This is a genomic window from Methyloceanibacter sp. (assembly GCF_049590335.1).
Lineage (GTDB): Bacteria > Pseudomonadota > Alphaproteobacteria > Rhizobiales > Methyloligellaceae > Methyloceanibacter.
In genome coordinates this window covers 12,287-33,407 of record NZ_JBAWCQ010000120.1, presented here as the reverse complement: position 1 = coordinate 33,407, position 21,121 = coordinate 12,287, and the positions used below count along the sequence as shown (strand labels likewise).

Genomic DNA, 21,121 nt, shown 5'->3' with positions numbered 1-21,121 from the left:
CGCGCTCGACCACGTAGCAGGCTATTGCATCGGCAACGACGTCTCCGAACGCAGCATGCAAAAGGGTGGTCCCGGGGAATGGATCAAGGCCAAGAGCTATGACACATTCGGCCCGCTCGGTCCTTGGCTCGTCACGGCGGACGAGATCCCCGACCCGCAAAATCTCGATCTCACCACGGATCTTAACGGCGAGCGCATGCAGACGGGCAACACCTCGACCATGATCTTCCCGGTCGCCGAACTCGTCAGCTATATCAGCACGTATATGACGCTCCTTCCCGGCGACGTGGTTGTGACCGGCACGCCGCCCGGCGTCGGCATGGCGCGGAACCCGCGCGTCTTCCTCAAACCGGGGGATGAGCTGGTACTGCGCGTCGCAGGGCTAGGCGAACAACATACGACCGTCATAGCAGAGACCTAGCTTCGCTCCTCTTCGGCCCGGGGCCATAGCGCATGAAAGTGGTGGACGGGGCCAGCGCCCTGCCCCACGTCGATCTCGTCAGCGGCGATGATCGCGGCCGTGACATACATCTTGGCGAGTTTGATCGCCTTCTCCACGCCCTGGCCCTTGGCCAGCTCCGCGGCAATCGCCGACGACAGGGTGCAGCCCGTACCATGGGTGTTCCGGGTCGCATGACGCGGCGCCTCGATCCTTTGAATCCCGTTTGCGTCGGCGAAGATGTCGAGCGCCGTCTCGGCTATGGATTTACCGCCCGTCAGAAGCACCATATCCGCGCCCAGCGCTAGCAGCCGCTGCGCCCGGCCTTCCAGCATCTGCTCGCGGCTCTCGGGCGGTTCTCCAAGAAGCACCGCGGCCTCGTCCAGATTGGGCGTGACGACCGTAGCGCGCGGCACGAGCCGCTCCCGCAACAGTCCGATCGCCGTCTCGTCGATCAAGGGGTCACCACTGCTCGCAACCATGACGGGATCCAGCACGACGGGCACGTCCGGAAAAGCGTCGAGGCCGGTCGCCACTGCGTCGACCGTCTCGTCCGTTGCGAGCATCCCGATCTTGATGGCCCCCACATCGAGATCGCGCGCAACGGCGTGCATCTGGGCCAGGACGAACTCGGGCGGCACCACCATCAGGTCGTCGACGCCCATGGTGTTCTGCGCCGTCAGCGCGGTAATGGCGCTCGCGCCATAGACGCCGAGCGCCGAGAAGGTTTTGAGATCGGCTTGAATGCCCGCCCCGCCCGATGAGTCCGAGCCGGCAACGGTGAGCGCTATCGCAGTCTTATTTTTTCTCATGAGAGATCAGTAACGACCTGGGGCCGGCGACGGCAAGCACCCAATTGGTAGCAGCGGCGCAAATGCTGCGAATGGTCAGCCGATGGTTGCCAGCACAGGGAAAGTTCGAAGAATCCAGCCCGCGATCAAGGTCATCGAATCCGTCAGGAACAGGATGCCGGTCAGCACAAGAAAGCCGCCAAGGACCTTCTCAACCGTCCCGAGATGCTTCTTGAAGCGCTGCGCGGCCCTCATGAACGGCCGGACGGCCAACGCCGCCAAAATGAAGGGAATGCCGAGCCCCAGCGAATAGACGAAGAGCAAACTGACGCCTTTGCTCACGGTCTCCTCGCCCGCGGCGACCGCCAGGATCGCGCCAAGCACGGGGCCGATGCAGGGCGTCCAGCCAAAGGCGAAGGCGAGGCCGATGATATAGGCGCCGAACAGACCGGCCGGCCGCGTATCGGCATGATAGCGCGCCTCGCGATGGAGGATAGGAATATGGATCACGCCGAGAAAGTGCAGCCCGGCGATGATGATCACGACGCCCGCGATCTTCGACAGGATCGGCAGATTGGTGACCACGATCTGCCCTAAGACCGTTGCCGTGGCACCTAAAATTACGAAGACCGTGGTAAAACCCAGCACAAAGGCCACGGAGGACAACACCACCGTCTGGTAAACATGCGCTGGGGTTTCGTCCTCGCCCGAAAGCTGGTCGAATGTGGTGCCGCCGAGGAAGCAGAGATAGGGCGGCACGAGTGGCAGAACGCAGGGGCTGAGAAAACTCAAAAAGCCTGCCAGCAGCGCGCCGTAGTAGGTGACATCCATCGGACTTTGCTAATCCGCTTCGGCGGCAAGAGCAAGACCGGGCACCAACTCGTGAAGATGGTTGATAACAGCGTCCGCTCCTAGCGTGGCCACCGGGACTTTGGAGTAACCATAGGTGACCAAGATGGCGCGCAACTCGGCCGCGCGTGCCGTTTTCAGATCCGTTTCGCTATCGCCCACAAGGAGCGTGGTCTCGGGCGTCGCGCCAAGCGCCTCAATGAGGCCGAGGGCGCTGGCCGGATCGGGTTTACGCGGGAAGCCGCTTCTTTCCCCGTGCACCGCCTTGAACAGTCCCGCGATTCCCAAACCCTGCAGGACATCGCGGGCGATCGGCTCGTGCTTGTTGGTCAGCACGGCACACTCAATCCCCGCCGCATTTAGCGCCTCAAGCGTCGCGCGCGTTCCCGGATAGAGCTTCGAATACTCGCAAGGATCCGCACTGTAGTGTTCAAGAAGGCGCGCGAAAGCCTTCTCGTGGGCCGCGGCGTCGAGCGTCACGCCATGCCGGGCAAACGCGCGCTCAACCAATTTCTTGAGACCATTGCCCACCATGCCCCGGACCACATCCTGACGATGGGGCGGCAGGCCAAAGTCCGCCAACGTTCTCTTGATGGCCAGGGCCATGTCGCCTGCCGTGTCTGCAAGCGTCCCGTCGAGGTCGAAGATGACTGTTTCGCAAGGCTGGAGGCTCACCATCAGGCGGCGGCGCCGGCCTTTGCCGCCGAGCGGATGGCTGCGATGTTCTTTGCATAGTCGCCGTCCTTGAAGACGGCGGAGCCCGCCACGAGCGCGTTTGCACCAGCCTTGGCCACTAGCCCGGCCGTATCGACATTCACGCCGCCATCGACTTCCAGATGGATCGGCCGCTCGCCGATCATCTTGTGGATAGCGCTGATCTTCTCAAGCTGAGTGGGGATGAAGGTCTGGCCTCCAAAGCCCGGATTCACTGTCATCACCAGAACGAGGTCGAGCTTATCGAGCACATATTCGATGGCGCTCTCAGGGGTCGATGGCGTTAGGCTCACCCCCGCTTTCTTCCCAAGGCTCCGAATTTGCTGCAGCGAGCGGTCGAGATGCGGCCCGGCTTCGGCGTGCACGGTGATAATGTCCGAACCGGCCTTGGCGAAGGCTTCGAGAAACGGATCGCACGGCGCGATCATCAAATGCGTATCGAAGACCTTCTTCGAATGCGGCCGAAGCGCCGCCACCACATCCGGACCGAAGGTTATGTTCGGCACGAAGTGTCCGTCCATCACGTCGAGATGGACCCAGTCGCAGCCGTCTCGGTCGATGGCCTCAACTTCTTGGCCAAGCTTGGCGAAGTCCGCCGACAGGATCGACGGCGCGATGACGATCTCGCCCACCATCTTTACGCGACCGCCGAGTGTGAGGGCGAAGCGGGTCCGGCCAGAACGGCTATGCCGGGCAATTTCTTGCCGGCCAGCCATTCGAGAAAGGCGCCGCCCGCCGTCGAAATATAGGTGAAATCCTCCGCCACACCCGCCATGTTGAGTGCACGCACCGTATCGCCGCCGCCAGCCACCGAGATGAGGGTTCCAGCCTTCGACTGCTCACCAGCCTCGTGTGCCAAAGCGTATGTCGCCTCACCGAAGGGTGCGATTTCGAAGGCGCCAAGCGGGCCGTTCCACAGAATGGTCTTTGCACCCGCGAGCTTGTCCTTCAGCATCGCCACGCTTTTCGGTCCTTGATCTAGCGCCATCGCGTCCGCAGGGATGTCATCGACGCCGCACACGGAACTCTTAACGCCCTCCGCGAGGCTGTTTGCAACCACCACATCGACCGGCAGCACGATCTCGCAACCGGAGGCCTTGGCCTTCTCGGTGATCTCTTTGACAGTCGTGACGAAGTCCGGCTCGCAGAGCGACTTACCCACATCGATCCCGTCGGCGAAGAGGAAGGTGTTGGCCATGCCTCCACCGACGACAATCATGTCCATGCGTTGCGCAAGATTGGTCAGCACCTCGATCTTGGTGGACACCTTAGCGCCGCCCACCACGGCCATGACCGGGCGCTTGGGATCTTCCAGCGCCGCACTCAACGCGTTGATCTCCGCCATCATCGCCATCCCGGCATAGGCGGGCATCAGACGGGCAATGGCCTCGACAGAGGCATGGGCGCGGTGGGAGCAAGAAAACGCATCGTCCACATAGATGTCGCCGAGCGCGGCGAGCTGCTTGGCGAAGCCGATGTCGTTCTTCGTCTCGCCGGCGTGGTAGCGGAGGTTCTCGAGGAGCGCGACGTCGCCATCATTTATCGCGGCGATGCCGGCCTCCACGTTCGGACCGACGCAGTCGTCGAGGAACAGCACGTCGGCACTCAGAAGCTCCTTAAGCTTGACCGCTACTGGCTTGAGCGAGGTCTCCGGCGAGCGCTCGCCTTTCGGCCGTCCGAAGTGCGACATCAGAACGACTCTAGCGCCGCGCTTCCGCAGCGCATCGATCGTCGGCAGAACGCGCTCGATCCGCGTCGCGTCCGCAACGGCACCCGCCTCAACCGGCACGTTGAGATCGGCACGAACCAGGACACGCTTTCCCGCCACATCAAACCCGTCGAGGGTCTTGATGGTAGCGAGGTCGATATCCGCCATGCCGTTATCGTTGGTCATAGAAGCCGGCCCATCGCCACCGCGGTGTCACTCATGCGGTTGGAGAATCCCCACTCATTGTCGTACCAGGCGACGACTCGGCAGAACGTGCCATCGATGACCTGGGTGCCCGTCACATCGAAGACGGAGCTGAGCGGGCTGTGATTGAAGTCCGACGACACGAGCGGCTTGTCGTTAATACCGAGAACTCCCAGCAGAGGCGCTTCGGACGCTGCCGCGACGACGGCCTCGTTGATCTCCTCGACGCTTGTCTCGCGTGCAGCCTCGAACGTCAGATCGATCAGGCTGACATTGGGAACGGGCACGCGGATGGACGCGCCGTCGAGCTTGCCCTCCAGGTCGGGCAAGACGAGCCCGACCGCCTTCGCCGCGCCGGTCGATGTGGGGATCAGATTGGCTGCGCTCGCGCGGGCTCGGCGCGGATCCTTGTGGAGCGTGTCCACCGTACGTTGATCGCCCGTATAGGCATGGATGGTGGTCATGTAACCACGCTCAATCCCCACGGTCTTGTGCAGCACCTCGGCGACGGGCGCGAGGCAATTGGTTGTGCACGAGGCGTTGGACACCACCAGGTCCGCCTCGGTCAGCTTGGCATCGTTGACGCCGTAAACGACGGTCAGATCGGCACCGGAACAAGGTGCCGAGACCAGAACACGCTTCGCGCCCGCCTTCAGGTGCTGAGCCGCCATTTCGCGCTTGGTGAAGCGACCGGTGCAATCCATGACGATATCGATGCCAAGCTCGGCCCAGGGCAATTGCTCGGGATTGGGCTCCGAGAGAACCGCAACATCCTTGCCGTTGATGCGAAGATTGTTGCCGTCCACCGCGATCTTACCCGGGAACCTCCCGTGCACGGTGTCGAATTCGAGCAGCAATGCGTTCATGTCGGCGGAGCCGAGATCATTGATCGCCACGAATTCTAGATCGTCGCGGCCAGCCTCCATGAAAGCCCGAAATGTCAGACGGCCAATGCGGCCAAACCCATTAATGGCAACGCGTGGTGTAGCCATGTGCTCCCTACCTTTTACGAAAATATGATCTAGACGACGAGCCCACGCGCCGCGGCCACAATGGCCTCGGGCGTGATACCGAAATGCTTATAGAGCTCTCCAGCCGGGCCGGAAGCCCCAAATCCGCGCATCCCGATAAAGATGCCGTCCGGACCCAGCCATTTCTGCCAGCCGAACTCGACTGCAGCCTCCACCGCCACGCGGGGACCCGAGCCGAGAACCTTTTCCTGATACCCCACATCTTGCGCGTCGAACAGTTCCCAGCAAGGCATGGACACGACTGCGGCCTTGATGCCTTCGCCGCCAAGCGCCTTGGCGGCCTCCACCGCCAGCGACACTTCCGATCCCGTGGCAAGCAAGGTGACGTCACGGCCGCCCTCGGGCTCGATCAGCACATAAGCGCCCTTGGCGCAGAGATTGTCGTCTGTCGGCGCCGTTCTCAGCAGCGGCAGTCCTTGGCGGGTCAGCGTCATGATGGTGGGTGTGGTCTTGGACTTCAGCGCGATGTCCCAGCATTCGGCACACTCGACCGAGTCCGCTGGCCGCATCACGTTGAGGCCCGGAATGGCGCGAAGGGCCGCCAATTGCTCGACCGGCTGATGGGTCGGACCGTCCTCACCCAGACCGATGGAATCGTGGGTCATCACGTAGACGACGCGTTGTCCCATCAGCGCCGACAATCGGATCGACGGGCGACAGTAATCCGAGAAGACCAGGAAAGTTCCGGCATAAGGAACGATCCCGCCATGCAGCACCATGCCGTTCATTGCCGCGCCCATAGCGTGTTCGCGCACGCCGTAATGGATGTAGTTTCCGGCAAAGTCGCCCGTCTTCACGGCGCTGTGCTGCTTGGTCAGCGTGCCGACCGAGCCCGTAAGGTCGGCGGAGCCGCCAATCAGGCCAGGGACCACAGGAACGAGGCGTTCGAGCACCTTCTGTGAGGATTGACGCGTGGCCAGCTTCGCGCCTTCGGTCGCAAAATCGGCTTTGATCCTGGCAATCGTCTCGGAAATGGCCGCCGCAACTTTCATATCGACGGGATCGACCAGATGTTCCCGCGCTGCCGCGTCCAACTTGTCCGCCGCGTCCGTCCAGCGCTCGAAGGCGGCCCGGTTCTGCGCGCCGGCCTCACGCCAAGCGGCTAGGATGTCGTACGGAACGACAAAAGGGGCATGGAACCAACCCAGCTCTTCGCGCGCACCGGCGATCTCTTCATCGCCCAGAGGTGCGCCATGGGTCGAGGAGGTCCCCTGCTTATTGGGTGCACCATAACCGATCACGGTGCGGCAGGCGATGATGGAGGGCTGATCGGTGACATTGCGCGCATTCTCGATCGCCAGCGCCACGGCTTGGGGATCATGTCCGTCCACGGCCGCCGTATGCCAGCCAGACGCGGAAAAGCGCTGAAGCTGATCATCGGTGACGGCGAGGTCCGTCGGTCCGTCGATCGAAATCTGATTGTCGTCGAAAAGGATGATGAGCCGGCCGAGCTTCAAGTGCCCGGCGAAGGAAATCGCCTCCTGGCTGATCCCTTCCATCAGGCATCCATCGCCGGCGATGCAATAGGTGAAGTGGCTGACAATGTCGTCGCCGTAATGGGCATTTTGCAGACGCTCGGCGAGCGCCATGCCCACGGCGTTGCCGATGCCCTGCCCCAGCGGGCCCGTGGTGGTCTCGACGCCCGGGGCATGGCCGTATTCGGGGTGACCGGCCGTGGCCGCGCCAAGCTGGCGGAAACGCTCGATCTCGCCGATATCCATTTCCGGATAGCCGGTCAGATACAGCAAGGCGTAGAGCAGCATCGAGCCATGGCCCGCCGAAAGCACGAAGCGGTCACGGTCAGGCCAATCGGGATGGGTGGCGTCGTACTTCAGAAACTGTGTGAACAGGACCGTGGCCACATCGGCCATGCCCATGGGCATGCCGGGATGGCCCGAATTGGCCTTTTGCACGGCATCCATGGCCAGCGCGCGGATCGCATTCGCCATGTCCTTATGAGTTACATCCGCCAACGGCTGATCCTGCATCAATGGCCCCTTGCCTCGTGTTGTCCTGCAACGCCCGCCTAGTAGGCGCGGACGCCCATCGCCGCCTTGACCGCGTGATAGCCCACGAGAAGCTGGGTCAGCGCCAGCGGGTGGCTCTTACTCGCGCTATTGGCACCATTGGCGATATCGATCCGACCGACCTGGTCGCGCAGATGGCCCGCCTCCGGGATGAGATTCCAGAGCAGATCCTCGATCCGCTCGGCTCTCTTGTCGGAGATATTGCCGTTGATCTCAAGTACGTCGACCGGTTTTCCATCCCTATCGCGCGCAAGTTCTAGATGGAGGCCCGCATTACTGCTGCCGTTGAAGAGCGGTGTGAAGTCCGGGTGCGGCAATGTGGGCCGCAAAAGATGCCGCACGTCGAGATGCACATCCGCGCCATTCGGCTCCTCTGGCGCCAGCGCCTCCTGCGGGGACTGAAATCGGATGACTATGTCGGCGAAGGTGCGCTGGGGATGGATGAAGTTGGGGCTGTCCTGCTTGCGACGCTCGAGCGAGGCGACAACGTCCTCCAGCTTGTAATTCCGTTTCGTCGTATCCCGATGGATCTTCCACTTGATCCGCAGATCATCCTCCGGGTCGAGGTAGATCTTGACGTCGTAGCAATCGCGCATGGCCCGGGTGGTGTAGCCCAGCAGCCCTTCGACGATCACGAAATCGGTGGGCTTGAAGTAGCGCGGCCGGCCGAGGGTCCCGGCCGTGTGGCAATAGACCGGTTTCAGGACGGGCTCACCCTTACGCAGAAGGCGCAAGTGTTGCTCAAGGACGTCGATATAGTTGGCGCGCGGGTCGAGCGCGGAAAGACCTGCGTCGTTGCGTTCCTTGCGCGTAAACGAGTGGTAATCGTCCGTGCAAAAGACCGAGCAGTGTTCCTCACCCAGAATCTGTGCGACTCCGGCCGATAGGGTCGTTTTTCCCGACGCCGAATCACCCACAATTCCTAGGATGATCGGATGATCTACTCGCTTGGGCATGCTCCGTTCCCAGGCGTTTCAAACCGTTTTGGCTTTTTAGGCGACATCGCGAGCCGCCACGCTCGCAAGGCGGTCCGTCGGCAGATAGCTTGTCATGATCTGCCGTTCGCCCGTCGCCCCAGTTATCATCATCGTCTGCACTTTATAGTGCGACCTGCCGCGCTCCACGCCTTCGAGCATAAGCCCGGTGGTAATGCCCGTCGCGCAAAAGAAAACATCGTCCGACGTTATGAGTTCGTCGCGATTGTACCAGCGCGACGTATCGATCCCGGCGTCCTGGACGGCCTGGCTCTCTGTTTGGAGCTGCGGGTCGAACCGCGCCAGGAATTCGCCGCCGATGGCGCGCACGGCGCAAGCGGACATGATGCCTTCCGGCGTTCCGCCCGTCCCCATGAGCGCATCGATCGACGAACCGGGGACGGCCGCCATGAGCGCGCCGGCCACATCGCCCGCCGGATACATCGCGACACGCGCGCCCGCCGCCAAAATCTCATTGACGAGGTCGCGATGGCGGGGCTTCTCCAAGACAAAGACGTTGAGGTCAAAGACGTCCTTTCCCAAGATCTTCGCGAGTTCCTCAAGCTTTTTCGCCGTCGGCCAAGACGGGTCGATCTTGCCGACTGCCGGGGCCGCGGCGACGAATTTCTCCATGTAGAACGCCGGACCCGGGTCCATCATGGCCCCGCGGGGCGCGACAGCCAGGACCGCCAAGGCGTTCGTTAGACCGCGCACGAGATAGCTTGTGCCCTCGACCGGATCCACGGCGATATCGGCCTTGAAGGCGGCTCCGGGCCGTCCCAGACGCTCGCCCCGCTGGGGCTGCGGCGCCTCGCCCGCCGTTGCCTCGCCAATCACTACGACCGCATCGAGATCGATCTCCGACAGCGCCGACCGCATCGCTTCCAGCGCGGCATTGCCACCGTCGCCCGCATCGCCGCGACCGATCCAGTTGAACGCCGCACACGCCGCCCGCTCGGTGACGCGGCGCAAAGCATAGATGAGATCCGGATTGACCGGGCTCGGGGTACCCATGACGTCTCCTCCGCGGTGCCTCTGGGGCTGAAGCCTGTGGCACTAAAGTCCTTAGCAGCGTGACCGGACAATGCGCCGGCACTCTTGCGAAGGTGCCCTTCCAAGTCCAAAATGCTCGCGTCCTATATATCTTATGGGTGCCCGGAGCCCAAATTATCAAGACATTTGGCCGTTTAGCGGTCTGTTTTGGCGCTTGGTCAAAGGGCCCCGCGCCGTGGACCCAACCAATCGCGCAAGCCATCCCCAAGCACATTGATGGAAATTAGGACCGCGATAAGGACCAGGCCGGGTAGCACCGTGACCCACCAGCTGCCGGCGAACATCAGGTCGTAACCCGAGCGAATCAGCGTGCCCAAGGAAGGCTTGGTGACCGGCATGCCGAGGCCGAGAAAGGACAAGGCCGCCTCGGCCATGATCGCACCGGCCACCTGGGTGGTGGCCACGATAATCAGCGGCGACAGGCTGTTGGGAAGGATATGGCGGCGCAAAATGGTCCAATCGCTGTCGCCGATCGCGCGGGCAGCGCGCACGTAGTCCTTCGTCACCTCGACCAGCACCGTGGCCCGGGCCGTGCGGGCGAATATGGGCCACTCGGCAAGGCCGATCACGATCACGAGCAACGGCACGGCGAACAGGCTCAGCGCTTGGCCGCCGAGCCCTGCCCGGACCAGGGCCATGGCAACGATGGCCATCATCAGGGTCGACAAGGCCAGCTGGATATCGGCTAGCCGCGTGACGATGCTGTCGACACGTCCCCCGAAATAGCCCGCGAGCAGCCCCAAGGTCACACCGATCGCGGCCTGGATGAGCACCGCTAGGATGCCGATCAGCAGAGAGATGCGGGCGCCATAGAGGATGGCGCTCAGGAGATCGCGCCCTTGTGCATCGGTCCCCAGCGGAAACCGTTCCTCACCGCCCTCTTGCCAGGCCGGCGGCAGCTCAGCGTCCAGGATGTCGAAGCCTGCAAGGTCGAACGGGTCCTGGGGCGCGATCAGCGGCGCCAGGAAGGCCGCAACCACACTGACGCTCAAGACGAGAAGCGCCAAAAAAGTCCCTGGACGCCCGCGTGTGAAGGCGATCGCACCGCGCGTAGCCGAGGCAACAGGCGCGCTCATCGGGCGCCCTCCAGACTGACGCGCGGGTCGAGCGCCAGGCTCGCTAAGTCTACGAGCGTGTTAACCACGACGAACAGGAGACCGACCAGCACAAGATAAGTGGTAATGAGTGGGATATCAGAGCGCGTGACCGCCTCGAGAAACAAGAAGCCCATGCCGGGCCATTGAAAGACGGTCTCGGTCAGAAGCGTGTAGGCGACGAGCGTGCCCACCTGCAGACCGCCGAGCGCCACGAGCGGAAGAAGCGCGTTTCGCAAGGCATGCACGATCCAGACACGAAAGGGCGAGGCCCCTTTGGCCCATGCGGTCCGCACATAGTCATGGTCAAGCTCGCCCAGCATGGCGCTGCGCACCAGCCGGACGAATAGCGGCAGCATGATCGAGGAGAGCGTGAGCGCGGGCAGCAGCAGATGCGCCAGCCCATCGCGCGTCAGAAGCCCCGTAGTCCAGGGACCGAGGGCTACCGTCTCGCCACGCCCGAATGCCGGCAGCCAGCCAAGCCAGACCGAGAAGACCGTTATCAGGATGATGCCGGTGAGGAACACGGGCACGGAAATCCCGAGCACGCTGAGCCCCAGAAGCAGCCTCGCACCAAAATTGTCGGGGCGAACAGCGCAGTAGACGCCCGCCGGGACGCAGAAGAGCAGCACGATCAGGCTGGCGCCCAGCACCAGCTCGAAGCTGGCTGGAAACTTGGCCAGTACGACATCGACCGTCGACTTCTTGTAGATGAACGACATGCCGAGGTCGCCTCGCGCTGCGCTGCCAAGATAATCGGCGAATTGGACGGGCCAGGCCCGATCCAGACCGAGCTCCTTGCGTAAATCGGCGCGTTCGGATTCCGAGACCGCCTGACCGGTGAACTCGCGGATCGGATCACCAAGGCTCGTGCGCACGGCAAAGGCAATGACCAGGATCGCGAGCATCACAAGCAGCGCCTGAACGAAGCGCCGGGCAAAAAAGCCAAGAGCAGAAAGCGCTGTGTGCATCTCAGGCGACCTGTCGTGCGGGACGTCGCGTCATGCCCGCCGTGTCAGACCGAACCCGATCGATGCAGCCACCAGCGCTTGCCATGGGACGAAGATCACAAACGGCAGGCGTAATTGCGCGGCGGGATACAGCATGACGCCCGCCACGGCGCCTGCGAGCACGACCCGAGTCCAGTTCTTCGGGCGGCGGATGGCTTTCGCCGGTATTCCCGCGCCAAAGGCGGCCAGACCTGCGCCGACCGCACCGGCAAGCACGCCCCCGAGCACGAGAGCGATCGCCTGTCGGCCTTCCTTTGCGCCCACTTCGGTGCCGAACACGGTCGAACCGACCAACGCCTGGTAGAGATCGTTTGCTGTGTTCACCGCCGCCAACCAGCCTAGAAAGACCAGCACAAAAGTGAGCACGCATTTTCCCAGCTCGCGCGTCACCCAAAACCACATACAAAGGGCTATCCCCGCCGCGAAGGCGAGACCGGCGTGGAGCGGGCTGCTCGCTGTGTTGAGGACGAGCCCATCCCCCTCGAGGCGGATTGACGGCAATGGCGTAGGAAGACTGGAGATCAATCCGGTCAGGACGCCGACCGTGGCCATGGTCAAGACGACGCGAGCGCGATGGGGCAACCGCGCCTCGAAATCGTTTTTCAGGAAGTCCCAAACCATTACCGATAGCGGGCAATGCCAATTTTGCTGCCGCGCCCCTCTCGCCGTTGCTAGTTTCAGGCTGCCGCCGCACAACCGCGCCCCATGCGACGGACGAGTCCGCACGCCGTATGAAGCCAGTATAGCCTAGGCGCCGAACTCAGACCAATTGGCCAGAGGTGCTGGTGCGATCAGGGTCAGGCCTGCTCTACGACCGATTTCAGCTGGGACAGGCCCTTGTCTATGTCTTTGCCCATCATGCCAAGGCCATTGAAGACAACGCAGAACGCCCTCTCCATGAACGAGTGCGTCCCATGCATTGACCAGGCGACGTCCGTTTGATCGCCCTTGGGCGTAAAGCTGAAGTCCGAGTTGGTGCCGCCTTCAAATGGCCGGGTGAAACTCACCTTGATGTTGACGGCCTTGTTCGGGTCGCTCTCGACCACGGTCATCTTGCCCTCGCCGACTTCGTCGTTGCCGTTCCAGGTCATGGCGGCGCCCTTACCCGCATCGGGTCCTTCAAAGGCGATTTTGGCATCGGGATCAATCTTGGCCCAGGGCGACCAAGCCTCCCATTTGCGCAAATTGTTGACATTCTCGAAGACCTTGTCCGCCGGCGCGGCGATGGTCACGGAACGTTCGACCTTGTAAGCGTCTGGCTGCAGTACGACGTAAATGACGAAGGCGGAAATGAGCGCCAACAGTATGAACAGAATTTTCTTGAACATGACTGGGCCCTCCCAAGTGACGCTATTTAGTCGATAACGAGGTCGGCAAGATAGGGCATGTCTATGGCATTCACGACGGGCTCGATGTTCACATTCTTGCGCGCGGCCCAGGCCAGATGCTGCCACTGAATTGGCAGTAGCGCTGCCTCGTCGCTAAGTATCCGCTCGATTTTTTTGAGGACTTCGGCGCGCGCCTTCTCGTCCGTCATGGTCTGCGCCTGCATCGTCAGCCGGTCGACCTCGGCGTTGGAATAGTGCCCGGCATTGTATTGGCCATAACCCGTCGCTGAGTCTGGCGTCATGGCCAGAAACTCGTAGAAATTTGCCGAGTCTTGCGTATCGGACTGCCAGCCGATCATCAGGATATCGCCATCGCGGGCATCGAAGCGCTGCCAGTACTGTGCTTTCGGCATGGTCTGCAGATCGACCTTGATCTTGATCTTGGCGAGCATAGAAGCCATCGCTTCGGCAATGCGGGCATCGCCTACATAACGATTGTTCGGCGCGATCATGGTCACCGAGAAGCCGTCCTCGTAGCCCGCCTCTTTCATCAAGTCCTTGGCTTTTTCCAGATCGTAGGGCGGAGCCAGGTCTGGATCGTGGCCTGCATAGCCGTCCGGACTGAGTTGGCCGGCGGGCGTCGCGAAGCCGCGCATGATCTTCTTGGCAATGCCCTCGCGGTTGATGGCATAGCTCAAGGCCTTGCGCACGCGCGGGTCCTTGAACGCTTCAACGCGATCCTGATTCAATTCGAAGGTCAGGACCCGAGTGGATGGGGTCGTGATCAGCGTGCAGCACGACGCCGCTTGCACTCGCTTGAAGTCCGTAGGCGGAACGGGCGCGATAAAGTCCACATCGCCTGCGAGCAGCGCCGCGACCCGGGTTGCTGGCTCCTTGATCGGGGTCAGCACGATCTTCTGCACATTGCCGGGGGACTTTATGTCCCAGTAATCGGCGACGCGCTCCAGTTCGAGCCGGATGCCCTGCTCGCGCTTGGTTACACGGAACGGTCCCGTGCCGCTTATGTTGGACGAGGCGAACGAGGCGCCATGTTTGACCACCGCATCCTTCGGCCGGCCCTTCCCGTCCGTGCCCGAATAGAATGCCCGGTCCAGAGGAAAGATGTACGTGGCGAGATTGAGCGTGAGCGGGTACGGCGCCTTGGTGACGATATCGACGGTATGGTCATCGACCGCAGTGGCGGAGTCAAAAGGCTCGAACAAGGCCTTGAAATCAGCGCTCTTCTTGAGGCGCTCGAAAGTCCAGACCACATCGTCGGCCGTTAGCTTGCGGCCCGAGTGAAACGTGACGCCGTCGCGCAAATGGAAGCGCAAGGTGACCTCGTCGATCTGTTCCCAGCTTTCGGCCAAGCGCGGTTCGAAGGAGTTGTCCTTGCGGCGGCGCACCAGCGGATCGAATATAAGATGTGATAGCTGGAGTGTCGCGCTGGCAAGCTGCTCATGGGGGTCGAGCGAGGTGGGATCGGCATCGTACGCCATGCGCAGCGTCTTGCCTTCGGAGGCGGCGACGGAGGCAACCACGGACACGCCCACCAGGAGCGCCGCAACGAAAATCAGGACAGATCGTTTCATAGAAACGGTTTTTGGCCCGAAACTAGACTTCCCGTCCAGCCACAATCCGAATTCGCGGGCATTTTGCGTGCCACGTGCCGCGCCCCGATCCCCTTGCCTCCTGTGCCCCGCCCGATAAAGTCCCCCACCCGCGCCCGAACAACGCTAGGAGTGCCCTCGTGTCCGGCTTTTTCGTTACAGGGACCGATACAGAGGTCGGCAAGACGCTCGTGTCCGCCTGGCTGCTCACCCAACTCGAAGGGACTTATTGGAAGCCCATTCAGGCGGGCACAGTTCCGACTACGGACTCGGCGACCGTCCAGCTGCTGGCGGAGCTCCCTGTAAGCCGCGTACTACCAGAGGCGTATCTCTTACCCGAACCCATGGCGCCCCATGAGGCGGCGCGCCGGGCCAATGTCGCAATGGATATGGAGAAGCTAAGACTGCCACCCCATGACGGGCTGGTGGTGGTCGAGGGCGCTGGCGGGCTCATGGTGCCCATCGCGGACGGTGCATATATGATCGACCTTGCGGACTCACTCGACCTGCCCATTATCCTCGTGGCCCGCTCAACGCTGGGTACGATCAATCACACGCTTCTGTCCTTGGAAGCCATCCGACGTCGCGGGCTACCGCTTGCCGGCGTCGTCATCAGCGGGCCCGAAAGCCCGCATAACCGGGCGGCGATCGAGCGCTTCGGCCAAGTTGAAGTGATCGCCGAAATTCCCTTCCTCGAGACCGTCAGCCGCGACACGCTGAAAGCCGTCGCGCCCGAACTCGATCTCCTCAAACTTGCAACGGTAAGGCCGTGAACGAACACTCAAACCCACGGGGCTCAAGAACCGCGGAAGAGATCATCGCGCGAGACAAACGCCATGTCTGGCACCCCTATACGCAGCACGGCATCGAAGTCGAACCGCAAGTGGTCGCGCGAGCCGAGGGCGCCTCGTTGTTCGATGCGAACGGCCGCGAAATCTTGGACATGATTTCGTCCTGGTGGACCTGCACACACGGACACGCTCACCCCAAGATCAACGCCGCGATCGCGCGTCAGGCGAACACGATGGAGCACGTCATGTTTGCGGGCTTCACCCATGCGCCCGCCGTCGATCTGGCCACGACGCTCGCGGGGCTCTTGCCGGGCGATCTCAACCGGGTCTTCTACACCGATGACGGTTCCACCTCTGTCGAGGTGGCGATCAAGATCGCCTACAAGTCCTGGGTCAATCGCGGTGAAACCCGCCGCACGCTGATCGCCTTCGACGGCGGTTACCATGGCGACACGCTTGGCGCGATGTCCGTGGGACGCTCTTCGCAGATGTTCGGGGCCTTCAAGGACCTGATGTGCGATGTCCGCGTGGTTCCCTACCCCGCTACATTCGAGGGAGACGATGCGGTGGAAGAACGCGAGGCCGGTGCCCTGTCGGCACTCGAAGCTTTGCTCAAGGACCACAGGCAGAGCATCGCCGCGATGATCATCGAGCCGATGATGCAAGGGGCGGCCGGTATCCGCTTCTGCCGCCCGAGCTTTCTCAAGCGCGTGGTGGCGTTGGCGCGCGAGGCTAAGGTGCTGGTCATTTTCGATGAGGTAGCGACCGGCTTCGGGCGCACCGGCAAGCTCTTCGCAATGGAGCATGCGGATGTCACACCCGACCTTGTCTGTCTCTCGAAGGGCCTAACCGGCGGGTACATGCCGCTCGCGGCCACCGTCGTGCGCGACCGGCTGTTCGATTTGTTTCTGAGCCACGATTTCGATCGCGCCCTGCCGCACGGACATTCGTTCACCGCAAATCCACTGGCCTGTTCGGTGGCGCTTGCAGCGATTGGCCTCTACGAGGAAGAGCGGACGATGGCGCGAATCGCTGAAATCAACGCGCACCACCGGACCATGCTCGGCGTATTGGCTGCGCGGCCGGACGTGACGCGGCAACGCGTCCTCGGCCCGGTCCTCGCCTTCGAGGTCGGCGACGACGGCGCCTATCAGTCCGAAGCCAGCCGGACGCTCCGCGTCTGGTATCTTGCAAAGGGGCTCAACATCCGCCCGATCGGTTCCACCGTCTATCTGATGCCGCCCTACTGCATCACCGACGAGGAACTCGCCCGCGCCTATGCCGGCATGATCGAAGGGCTCGACCGGCTTGCCTCAGGGTCGCTGTAGACGCCCATAGACGATGTGCCACGTCACCCGCCCGCCAAAGCGGAAATTGGTGGCGCGGATGGCGCGCCGAAGATCGCCCGCCGTCAGCGGTACATAGCCGTCCCGAGGATGCAGACCGCCGACCGCTTTCATACGCCGCAGGAAGGAAAGTGTATCCTTATCGGGCGTTAGGTGCTCTTCTTCGACCACACACGGCATCTCGGGCAGACGGGGCGCACCGCTCGGCAGCCCCTCCGTCGCGAGAACGGTCCGCCACTCGGCAAAACAGTTGGGGCCAAGGGTCGCGAACAATAGCACGCCACCAGGTGCGAGCTTCCGCCGCAGCTGCGTCAGCACGACCAGCGGATCGGGGAGCCAGTGCAGCATCATGCTCGTCACGATCAAATCGAGATTCTCATAGGCGATCGGCGCGGCGGCATCCATAACCTCAAAGGAGACGTTTGCCTGCGTCTCGTCCAAATTGCTGCGGCAGGCCCGGATCATGGCCGGAGCGGCGTCGGTCAGCCTCAACTTGCCCTTGGGGTAACGCGCCGCCAGATGGCGGCTGAGCAGCCCCGTACCGCAGCCAAGCTCCAGGACTTTTGGGGCATCGAAATCAGGCAGATGGGCGGCGAGCCGCCGGGCGACATCGGCCTGCAGCCCTGCTTGCTCTTCATACTCGTCTGCCTTCGCGCCAAATCGCGCGGCGATGGCCGCACTACGACGAGATAGAATTGGCGAATTCAATGACATGCTTTGCACACAGCTCCGGAAATTTTCGCGGCAGGACATGCCCGCCGTCGGGCAGCCAGACTAAATTCTCCTTGCCCCAGATAGCTTCGGACATTGCCGGCGGAACGACGACGTCGTCTCGGGTTGCAAGGCTAAGAACAGGACATCTAAGGCTTTTCTTAGCGTCCTGCCCATCCCACTGTATTAGCCAATCGAGCCCGTCGCGCAAGCGGCCCGCGTTCAGTGCGGCAGCTGGCGCGAAGCCGGGCGCCCCGCAGGAGCCCCAAAAGGCTTCTATCGTGCCGCCAGGGTCGCGATCGATGCCACGCCTCAACGCGGTCACACGGGATTTGGGCACGTGGGGGCAATAGCGGTCGAAGCCTTGGCATGACACCAGCCCTCGGAAGCGGTCTGAGCCGTGTTTCAGGAGCCACAACACGCCGAGCGAATGCCCGACCACAATCGCGTCGTCGGGGCAATCACCAAGATCGTCCGAATTGAAGTCGCCGACGCCACCATCGACAAAACCAAGATCGACTGTGGTCACCTGAGCGTTGCCGAGCTGCGCGATCAGGGGCGTCCAGATGGACGCATTGAATCCCCAGCCATGGACGAGAACAAAGTGCATGCTAATCCGATGCCGCCTTGGGCATCTGGACTGCCGAGGCTCGGAACGCATCCGCCAGGCGGTCCACATCCCGCGACCTGTGCGCGGCCGTGAAGACGCATCGGACGCGCGACGTGCCTTGAGGCACGGTCGGCGGCCGAATTGCTGTCGCCCAGAACCCCGCCTCGCGCAAAGACTGGCTGAGGCGCAGCGCCGCATCGGCCGTGCCAACGACCACGGGGACGATCTGCGTGGACGACCCCCCCGTATCGAAGCCAAGTCCGTGGGCGTCGCGGCGGAAACGCGCCGACAATGCCGCCACGCGATCGCGCTCCGCGTCGAGTGACGGCAGCAGGTCGAGCGCGGCATCGATGGCGCCCAAGACCTGCGGCGGCAGAGCTGTCGAGTAGATGAAAGCGCCGCAGCGGTTGACGAGATAGTCGCGCATGGTGTCCGAGCAGGCGACATAGGCGCCAAAACTGCCGAGCGCTTTCGAAAACGTCCCGACAACGAGGTCCGCTCCGTCGGATAGGCCCCGGCCGCCCTCGCCGAGGATGCCGGTCGCATGGGCATCGTCCACCACAAGCATCGCATCGTGTTCGCGCGCCAAGGCAGCGATCTCCGAAATCGGTGCGACATCACCGTCCATCGAGAACACGCTCTCGGTCAGAATGAATTTCGGGCGTTCGACTGCCGCATGCTGTTCCAGGAGTTCGGCGAGATGGGCGACGTCCAGATGCCGATATCGGACTTGAGAGACACCGGCGGCCTGACAGCCGAAATGCATGCTCGCGTGGTTCAGGCGATCCGAATACACCACAGGATCGGCGCCGATGGCCGCCTTGTCGAACAGCGCCTTCAGGACACCGGCATTGGCCTGAAAGCCCGAGGCCATCAGAAGCGCGGCCGGCTTGTTCTTCAGCGCCGCGACCTTGCCCTCCATATCCGCGAAAAGCTCAAGATTGCCCGTGACGAGGCGTGACGCGCCCGACCCCGTGCCAAACTCCCTCGCCCAATCGCAGGCCCGGCCGATCAGACCCGCGTGGAAGCGCAGGCCCAGATAGTCGTTGCTGGCCAAATTGACATAGGTCCGCCCGCCGACGGCCAGCGTCCGCGCATCCCGCGCGGCGATTTCGGCCAAATCCCGGCGCAAACGGTCCCCGCTGAGCTTCGTCAGGAAGGCTTCATATCGGCTTTCGCTTCCACCCATGTTCCTGTATTAGCGTTAGCTCTTATCCCCAGCAATCTATGGCTTGGAGTCCCGTGACAGAAACGTTGGAAAGCTTGAGTCCTTTCAAGGGTCTAATTCGCCAGGAGGAGCAGGAAAGCGCGCCGCGTACCGCGATCCGTCATGACTGGGAAACCTCTGAAATCGTAGACTTGCTCGAGGCGCCGCTATTCGACCTGCTCGACGAAGCGCGCACGATTCACCGCCGCCACCATGCGGACGGACAGGTTCAGCTTGCGAGCCTGCTTTCCATCAAGACCGGCGCCTGCCCCGAGGATTGCAAATACTGTCCACAGTCGGCGCACTACGCCAAGAAGACGGGGCTGGAGCGCGAATCCCTGCTCGACGTCGAAGACGTTCTCTCAAAGGCCGCTCTCGCCAGGAATGCCGGCGCCACGCGCTTCTGCATGGGCGCTGCCTGGCGGCAGGTGAAGGACGGGCCAGAATTCGACAAGGTCCTGGACATGGTGCGCGGCGTGCGCGCCCTTGAGATGGAAGCCTGCGTAACGCTGGGTATGGTGACGAAGGAGCAGGCCGACCGCCTCGCGGACGCCGGTCTCACCGCCTACAACCACAACCTCGATACCTCGCCTGAGTTCTACAACGAGATCATCACCACGCGGACTTATGACGACCGCCTGGATACGATCGCCAACGTGCGCAACGCCGGCGTCGAAGTATGCAGCGGCGGCATTATCGGCATGGGAGAGAGCATCGAGGACCGGGCGCGCCTGCTCCAGGAGCTGGCCACGCTTGATCCGCACCCGGACAGCGTGCCGATCAATGCGCTGGTCCCTGTCCCGGGAACGCCGCTCGAGAACCTACCCAGAGTCGAGCCGCTCGAACTGGTCCGCATGGTCGCGACCGCGCGGGTCATGATGCCGACATCGTTCGTGCGCCTGTCGGCCGGACGGGAATGCCTGAACCGCGAGGCGCAGATCCTGTGCTTCCTCGCGGGCGCCAACTCGATCTTTTACGGCGAAAAGCTCCTGACCACCGCCAACAACGATGCGGCGGACGACCGAGCTCTCATCGAGGAGGCCGGCTTGCGGATCAAACCGGCCTGCGATTCGTGATCATTGCTTCTTCTTGACCTTGGGCTGCTCGCCTGGCGTGGTGTGGTAACTGATCATCAGCATCGATAGCAGCACCGCCAAGAACAGTCCGGCCAGCGCGCCGATGCCGACGGCCGCGTCGACCTCGCTAAAGTCGGCGACTTCTTTAGCGGCCAGACTGCCGGCCAGCGACGCTACGGTGGCATAGATCACGACCAACGTAGGCGTCTTGGAGTCGTCAGGTCCGACACCAGCTCCCTTGGCAAGGATGAAATTGCGAATCACGACGCCCGCCATAGCACCAAGAAAACCGGCGAGAATGGCCAGATAGACAGCGCCGAAGCTAGCGCTCACCACCAAGCCGGTCACAGCTCCAACGACGGTGCCGACGAAAAGCACGATCAAAAGACTTGCCGATGTCATCTTTGTGCCCCTTGTTTCCCGACTCACCCCAACTTGAGAAGTCCGTTTGCATTGAGTCCGGAGTTGAGCATTTGACGGCAATAGAGGCAGGAAACCGTCCCGCCATACCGGCTTGCGTTCGGAACCCCTGACGGCTACGACAGCCA

The 21,121-nt window shown here is 62.4% G+C and carries 22 protein-coding genes; 4 read left to right on the top strand and 18 right to left on the bottom strand.

The features are described from left to right. Positions 1 to 421 (top strand): fumarylacetoacetate hydrolase family protein (locus tag WBQ77_RS09680; protein WP_424060003.1); only part of this gene is annotated, 421 nt, incomplete at its 5' end. Here WBQ77_RS09680 and thiD read toward each other — a convergent pair. The 14 genes from thiD to WBQ77_RS09610 all read right to left on the bottom strand — a co-directional run bounded on the left by thiD (position 418) and on the right by WBQ77_RS09610 (position 14,814). Beyond that, positions 418 to 1,251 carry a bifunctional hydroxymethylpyrimidine kinase/phosphomethylpyrimidine kinase gene (gene thiD / locus WBQ77_RS09675; protein WP_424041878.1) on the bottom strand — a complete coding sequence of 278 codons (834 nt, stop codon included), beginning with the start codon at positions 1,249 to 1,251 and terminating at the stop codon, positions 418 to 420. The genes WBQ77_RS09680 and thiD overlap by 4 nt on opposite strands. A gap of 75 nt (positions 1,252 to 1,326) precedes the next feature. After that, entirely contained in the window at positions 1,327 to 2,061 is a 735-nt protein-coding gene (locus WBQ77_RS09670; protein WP_424060002.1) for a cytochrome c biogenesis CcdA family protein, read from the bottom strand. A gap of 9 nt (positions 2,062 to 2,070) precedes the next feature. Then, positions 2,071 to 2,757, bottom strand: a complete 687-nt coding sequence (locus WBQ77_RS09665; protein WP_424041877.1) for an HAD-IA family hydrolase — start codon at positions 2,755 to 2,757, stop codon at positions 2,071 to 2,073. Continuing rightward, positions 2,757 to 3,428 carry a ribulose-phosphate 3-epimerase gene (gene rpe / locus WBQ77_RS09660; protein ID WP_424059999.1) on the bottom strand — a complete coding sequence of 224 codons (672 nt, stop codon included), beginning with the start codon at positions 3,426 to 3,428 and terminating at the stop codon, positions 2,757 to 2,759. Before rpe ends, WBQ77_RS09665 begins: the two co-directional genes overlap by 1 nt. 2 nt (positions 3,429 to 3,430) lie before the next feature. After that, positions 3,431 to 4,687 carry a phosphoglycerate kinase gene (locus WBQ77_RS09655; RefSeq protein WP_424059997.1) on the bottom strand — a complete coding sequence of 419 codons (1,257 nt, stop codon included), beginning with the start codon at positions 4,685 to 4,687 and terminating at the stop codon, positions 3,431 to 3,433. Further along, the gene (gap, locus tag WBQ77_RS09650) at positions 4,684 to 5,697 is read right to left on the bottom strand and encodes a type I glyceraldehyde-3-phosphate dehydrogenase (protein ID WP_424044383.1); all 1,014 of its coding nucleotides are present in this window, start codon (positions 5,695 to 5,697) and stop codon (positions 4,684 to 4,686) included. The genes WBQ77_RS09655 and gap overlap by 4 nt, the downstream gene beginning before the upstream one ends. A 29-nt stretch (positions 5,698 to 5,726) precedes the next feature. Continuing rightward, on the bottom strand, positions 5,727 to 7,724 hold the full coding sequence (tkt, locus tag WBQ77_RS09645; protein ID WP_424059995.1) for a transketolase: 1,998 nt from the start codon (positions 7,722 to 7,724) through the stop codon (positions 5,727 to 5,729). A 38-nt stretch (positions 7,725 to 7,762) separates the two neighbouring features. Further along, the gene (locus tag WBQ77_RS09640; RefSeq protein WP_424044438.1) at positions 7,763 to 8,719 is read right to left on the bottom strand and encodes a phosphoribulokinase; all 957 of its coding nucleotides are present in this window, start codon (positions 8,717 to 8,719) and stop codon (positions 7,763 to 7,765) included. Between the two features lie 36 nt (positions 8,720 to 8,755). Beyond that, positions 8,756 to 9,751, bottom strand: coding sequence for a class II fructose-bisphosphatase (glpX, locus tag WBQ77_RS09635; protein WP_424044440.1), 996 nt, complete (start codon positions 9,749 to 9,751; stop codon positions 8,756 to 8,758). 197 nt (positions 9,752 to 9,948) lie between these two features. Beyond that, the gene (locus tag WBQ77_RS09630; RefSeq protein ID WP_424044442.1) at positions 9,949 to 10,866 is read right to left on the bottom strand and encodes an ABC transporter permease; all 918 of its coding nucleotides are present in this window, start codon (positions 10,864 to 10,866) and stop codon (positions 9,949 to 9,951) included. Next, positions 10,863 to 11,855, bottom strand: a complete 993-nt coding sequence (locus WBQ77_RS09625; protein ID WP_424059993.1) for an ABC transporter permease — start codon at positions 11,853 to 11,855, stop codon at positions 10,863 to 10,865. Before WBQ77_RS09625 ends, WBQ77_RS09630 begins: the two co-directional genes overlap by 4 nt. A 30-nt stretch (positions 11,856 to 11,885) precedes the next feature. Beyond that, positions 11,886 to 12,515, bottom strand: coding sequence for a hypothetical protein (locus tag WBQ77_RS09620; protein ID WP_424044446.1), 630 nt, complete (start codon positions 12,513 to 12,515; stop codon positions 11,886 to 11,888). A gap of 176 nt (positions 12,516 to 12,691) precedes the next feature. Beyond that, a complete protein-coding gene (locus WBQ77_RS09615; protein WP_424059991.1) occupies positions 12,692 to 13,222 on the bottom strand; it encodes an SRPBCC family protein in 531 nt (176 codons plus the stop codon). 26 nt (positions 13,223 to 13,248) lie between these two features. Next, on the bottom strand, positions 13,249 to 14,814 hold the full coding sequence (locus tag WBQ77_RS09610; protein ID WP_424059989.1) for an ABC transporter substrate-binding protein: 1,566 nt from the start codon (positions 14,812 to 14,814) through the stop codon (positions 13,249 to 13,251). 158 nt (positions 14,815 to 14,972) lie between these two features. Between WBQ77_RS09610 and bioD the strand changes: the two genes are divergently transcribed. Both bioD and bioA read left to right on the top strand, forming a co-directional pair. Then, positions 14,973 to 15,605 carry a dethiobiotin synthase gene (bioD, locus tag WBQ77_RS09605; RefSeq protein WP_424044450.1) on the top strand — a complete coding sequence of 211 codons (633 nt, stop codon included), beginning with the start codon at positions 14,973 to 14,975 and terminating at the stop codon, positions 15,603 to 15,605. Further along, positions 15,602 to 16,951, top strand: a complete 1,350-nt coding sequence (gene bioA, locus WBQ77_RS09600) for an adenosylmethionine--8-amino-7-oxononanoate transaminase (protein WP_424044452.1) — start codon at positions 15,602 to 15,604, stop codon at positions 16,949 to 16,951. Before bioD ends, bioA begins: the two co-directional genes overlap by 4 nt. Here bioA and WBQ77_RS09595 read toward each other — a convergent pair. From WBQ77_RS09595 to WBQ77_RS09585, 3 genes are read right to left on the bottom strand one after another with little or no spacing between them, the layout of a single operon-like run. Next, positions 16,937 to 17,683: a methyltransferase domain-containing protein gene (locus WBQ77_RS09595; protein WP_424059988.1), complete on the bottom strand. Its 747-nt coding sequence runs from the start codon at positions 17,681 to 17,683 to the stop codon at positions 16,937 to 16,939. The two genes, bioA and WBQ77_RS09595, sit on opposite strands and share 15 nt — an antisense overlap. Further along, the gene (locus WBQ77_RS09590) at positions 17,649 to 18,290 is read right to left on the bottom strand and encodes an alpha/beta fold hydrolase (RefSeq protein ID WP_424044454.1); all 642 of its coding nucleotides are present in this window, start codon (positions 18,288 to 18,290) and stop codon (positions 17,649 to 17,651) included. Before WBQ77_RS09590 ends, WBQ77_RS09595 begins: the two co-directional genes overlap by 35 nt. A gap of 1 nt (position 18,291) precedes the next feature. Next, positions 18,292 to 19,479: an aminotransferase class I/II-fold pyridoxal phosphate-dependent enzyme gene (locus WBQ77_RS09585; protein WP_424059987.1), complete on the bottom strand. Its 1,188-nt coding sequence runs from the start codon at positions 19,477 to 19,479 to the stop codon at positions 18,292 to 18,294. A gap of 74 nt (positions 19,480 to 19,553) precedes the next feature. Here WBQ77_RS09585 and bioB point away from each other — a divergent pair, with 74 nt between their 5' ends. Then, entirely contained in the window at positions 19,554 to 20,573 is a 1,020-nt protein-coding gene (bioB, locus tag WBQ77_RS09580; RefSeq protein WP_424044457.1) for a biotin synthase BioB, read from the top strand. Here bioB and WBQ77_RS09575 read toward each other — a convergent pair whose 3' ends face one another. Then, a complete protein-coding gene (locus WBQ77_RS09575) occupies positions 20,574 to 20,975 on the bottom strand; it encodes a hypothetical protein (protein ID WP_424059985.1) in 402 nt (133 codons plus the stop codon). Positions 20,976 to 21,121 lie beyond the last annotated feature (146 nt).

What these genes read in the sequence shown, in the direction of transcription:
- thiD (WP_424041878.1), bottom strand. Translation starts at nt 1,251, where the DNA reads ATGAGAAAAAATAAGACTGCGATAGCGCTCACCGTTGCCGGCTCGGAC.
- WBQ77_RS09670 (WP_424060002.1), bottom strand. Translation starts at nt 2,061, where the DNA reads ATGGATGTCACCTACTACGGCGCGCTGCTGGCAGGCTTTTTGAGTTTT.
- WBQ77_RS09665 (WP_424041877.1), bottom strand. Translation starts at nt 2,757, where the DNA reads ATGGTGAGCCTCCAGCCTTGCGAAACAGTCATCTTCGACCTCGACGGG.
- rpe (WP_424059999.1), bottom strand. Translation starts at nt 3,428, where the DNA reads ATGGTGGGCGAGATCGTCATCGCGCCGTCGATCCTGTCGGCGGACTTC.
- WBQ77_RS09655 (WP_424059997.1), bottom strand. Translation starts at nt 4,687, where the DNA reads ATGACCAACGATAACGGCATGGCGGATATCGACCTCGCTACCATCAAG.
- gap (WP_424044383.1), bottom strand. Translation starts at nt 5,697, where the DNA reads ATGGCTACACCACGCGTTGCCATTAATGGGTTTGGCCGCATTGGCCGT.
- tkt (WP_424059995.1), bottom strand. Translation starts at nt 7,724, where the DNA reads ATGCAGGATCAGCCGTTGGCGGATGTAACTCATAAGGACATGGCGAAT.
- WBQ77_RS09640 (WP_424044438.1), bottom strand. Translation starts at nt 8,719, where the DNA reads ATGCCCAAGCGAGTAGATCATCCGATCATCCTAGGAATTGTGGGTGAT.
- glpX (WP_424044440.1), bottom strand. Translation starts at nt 9,751, where the DNA reads ATGGGTACCCCGAGCCCGGTCAATCCGGATCTCATCTATGCTTTGCGC.
- WBQ77_RS09630 (WP_424044442.1), bottom strand. Translation starts at nt 10,866, where the DNA reads ATGAGCGCGCCTGTTGCCTCGGCTACGCGCGGTGCGATCGCCTTCACA.
- WBQ77_RS09625 (WP_424059993.1), bottom strand. Translation starts at nt 11,855, where the DNA reads ATGCACACAGCGCTTTCTGCTCTTGGCTTTTTTGCCCGGCGCTTCGTT.
- WBQ77_RS09620 (WP_424044446.1), bottom strand. Translation starts at nt 12,515, where the DNA reads ATGGTTTGGGACTTCCTGAAAAACGATTTCGAGGCGCGGTTGCCCCAT.
- WBQ77_RS09615 (WP_424059991.1), bottom strand. Translation starts at nt 13,222, where the DNA reads ATGTTCAAGAAAATTCTGTTCATACTGTTGGCGCTCATTTCCGCCTTC.
- WBQ77_RS09610 (WP_424059989.1), bottom strand. Translation starts at nt 14,814, where the DNA reads ATGAAACGATCTGTCCTGATTTTCGTTGCGGCGCTCCTGGTGGGCGTG.
- WBQ77_RS09595 (WP_424059988.1), bottom strand. Translation starts at nt 17,683, where the DNA reads ATGTCATTGAATTCGCCAATTCTATCTCGTCGTAGTGCGGCCATCGCC.
- WBQ77_RS09590 (WP_424044454.1), bottom strand. Translation starts at nt 18,290, where the DNA reads ATGCACTTTGTTCTCGTCCATGGCTGGGGATTCAATGCGTCCATCTGG.
- WBQ77_RS09585 (WP_424059987.1), bottom strand. Translation starts at nt 19,479, where the DNA reads ATGGGTGGAAGCGAAAGCCGATATGAAGCCTTCCTGACGAAGCTCAGC.
- WBQ77_RS09575 (WP_424059985.1), bottom strand. Translation starts at nt 20,975, where the DNA reads ATGACATCGGCAAGTCTTTTGATCGTGCTTTTCGTCGGCACCGTCGTT.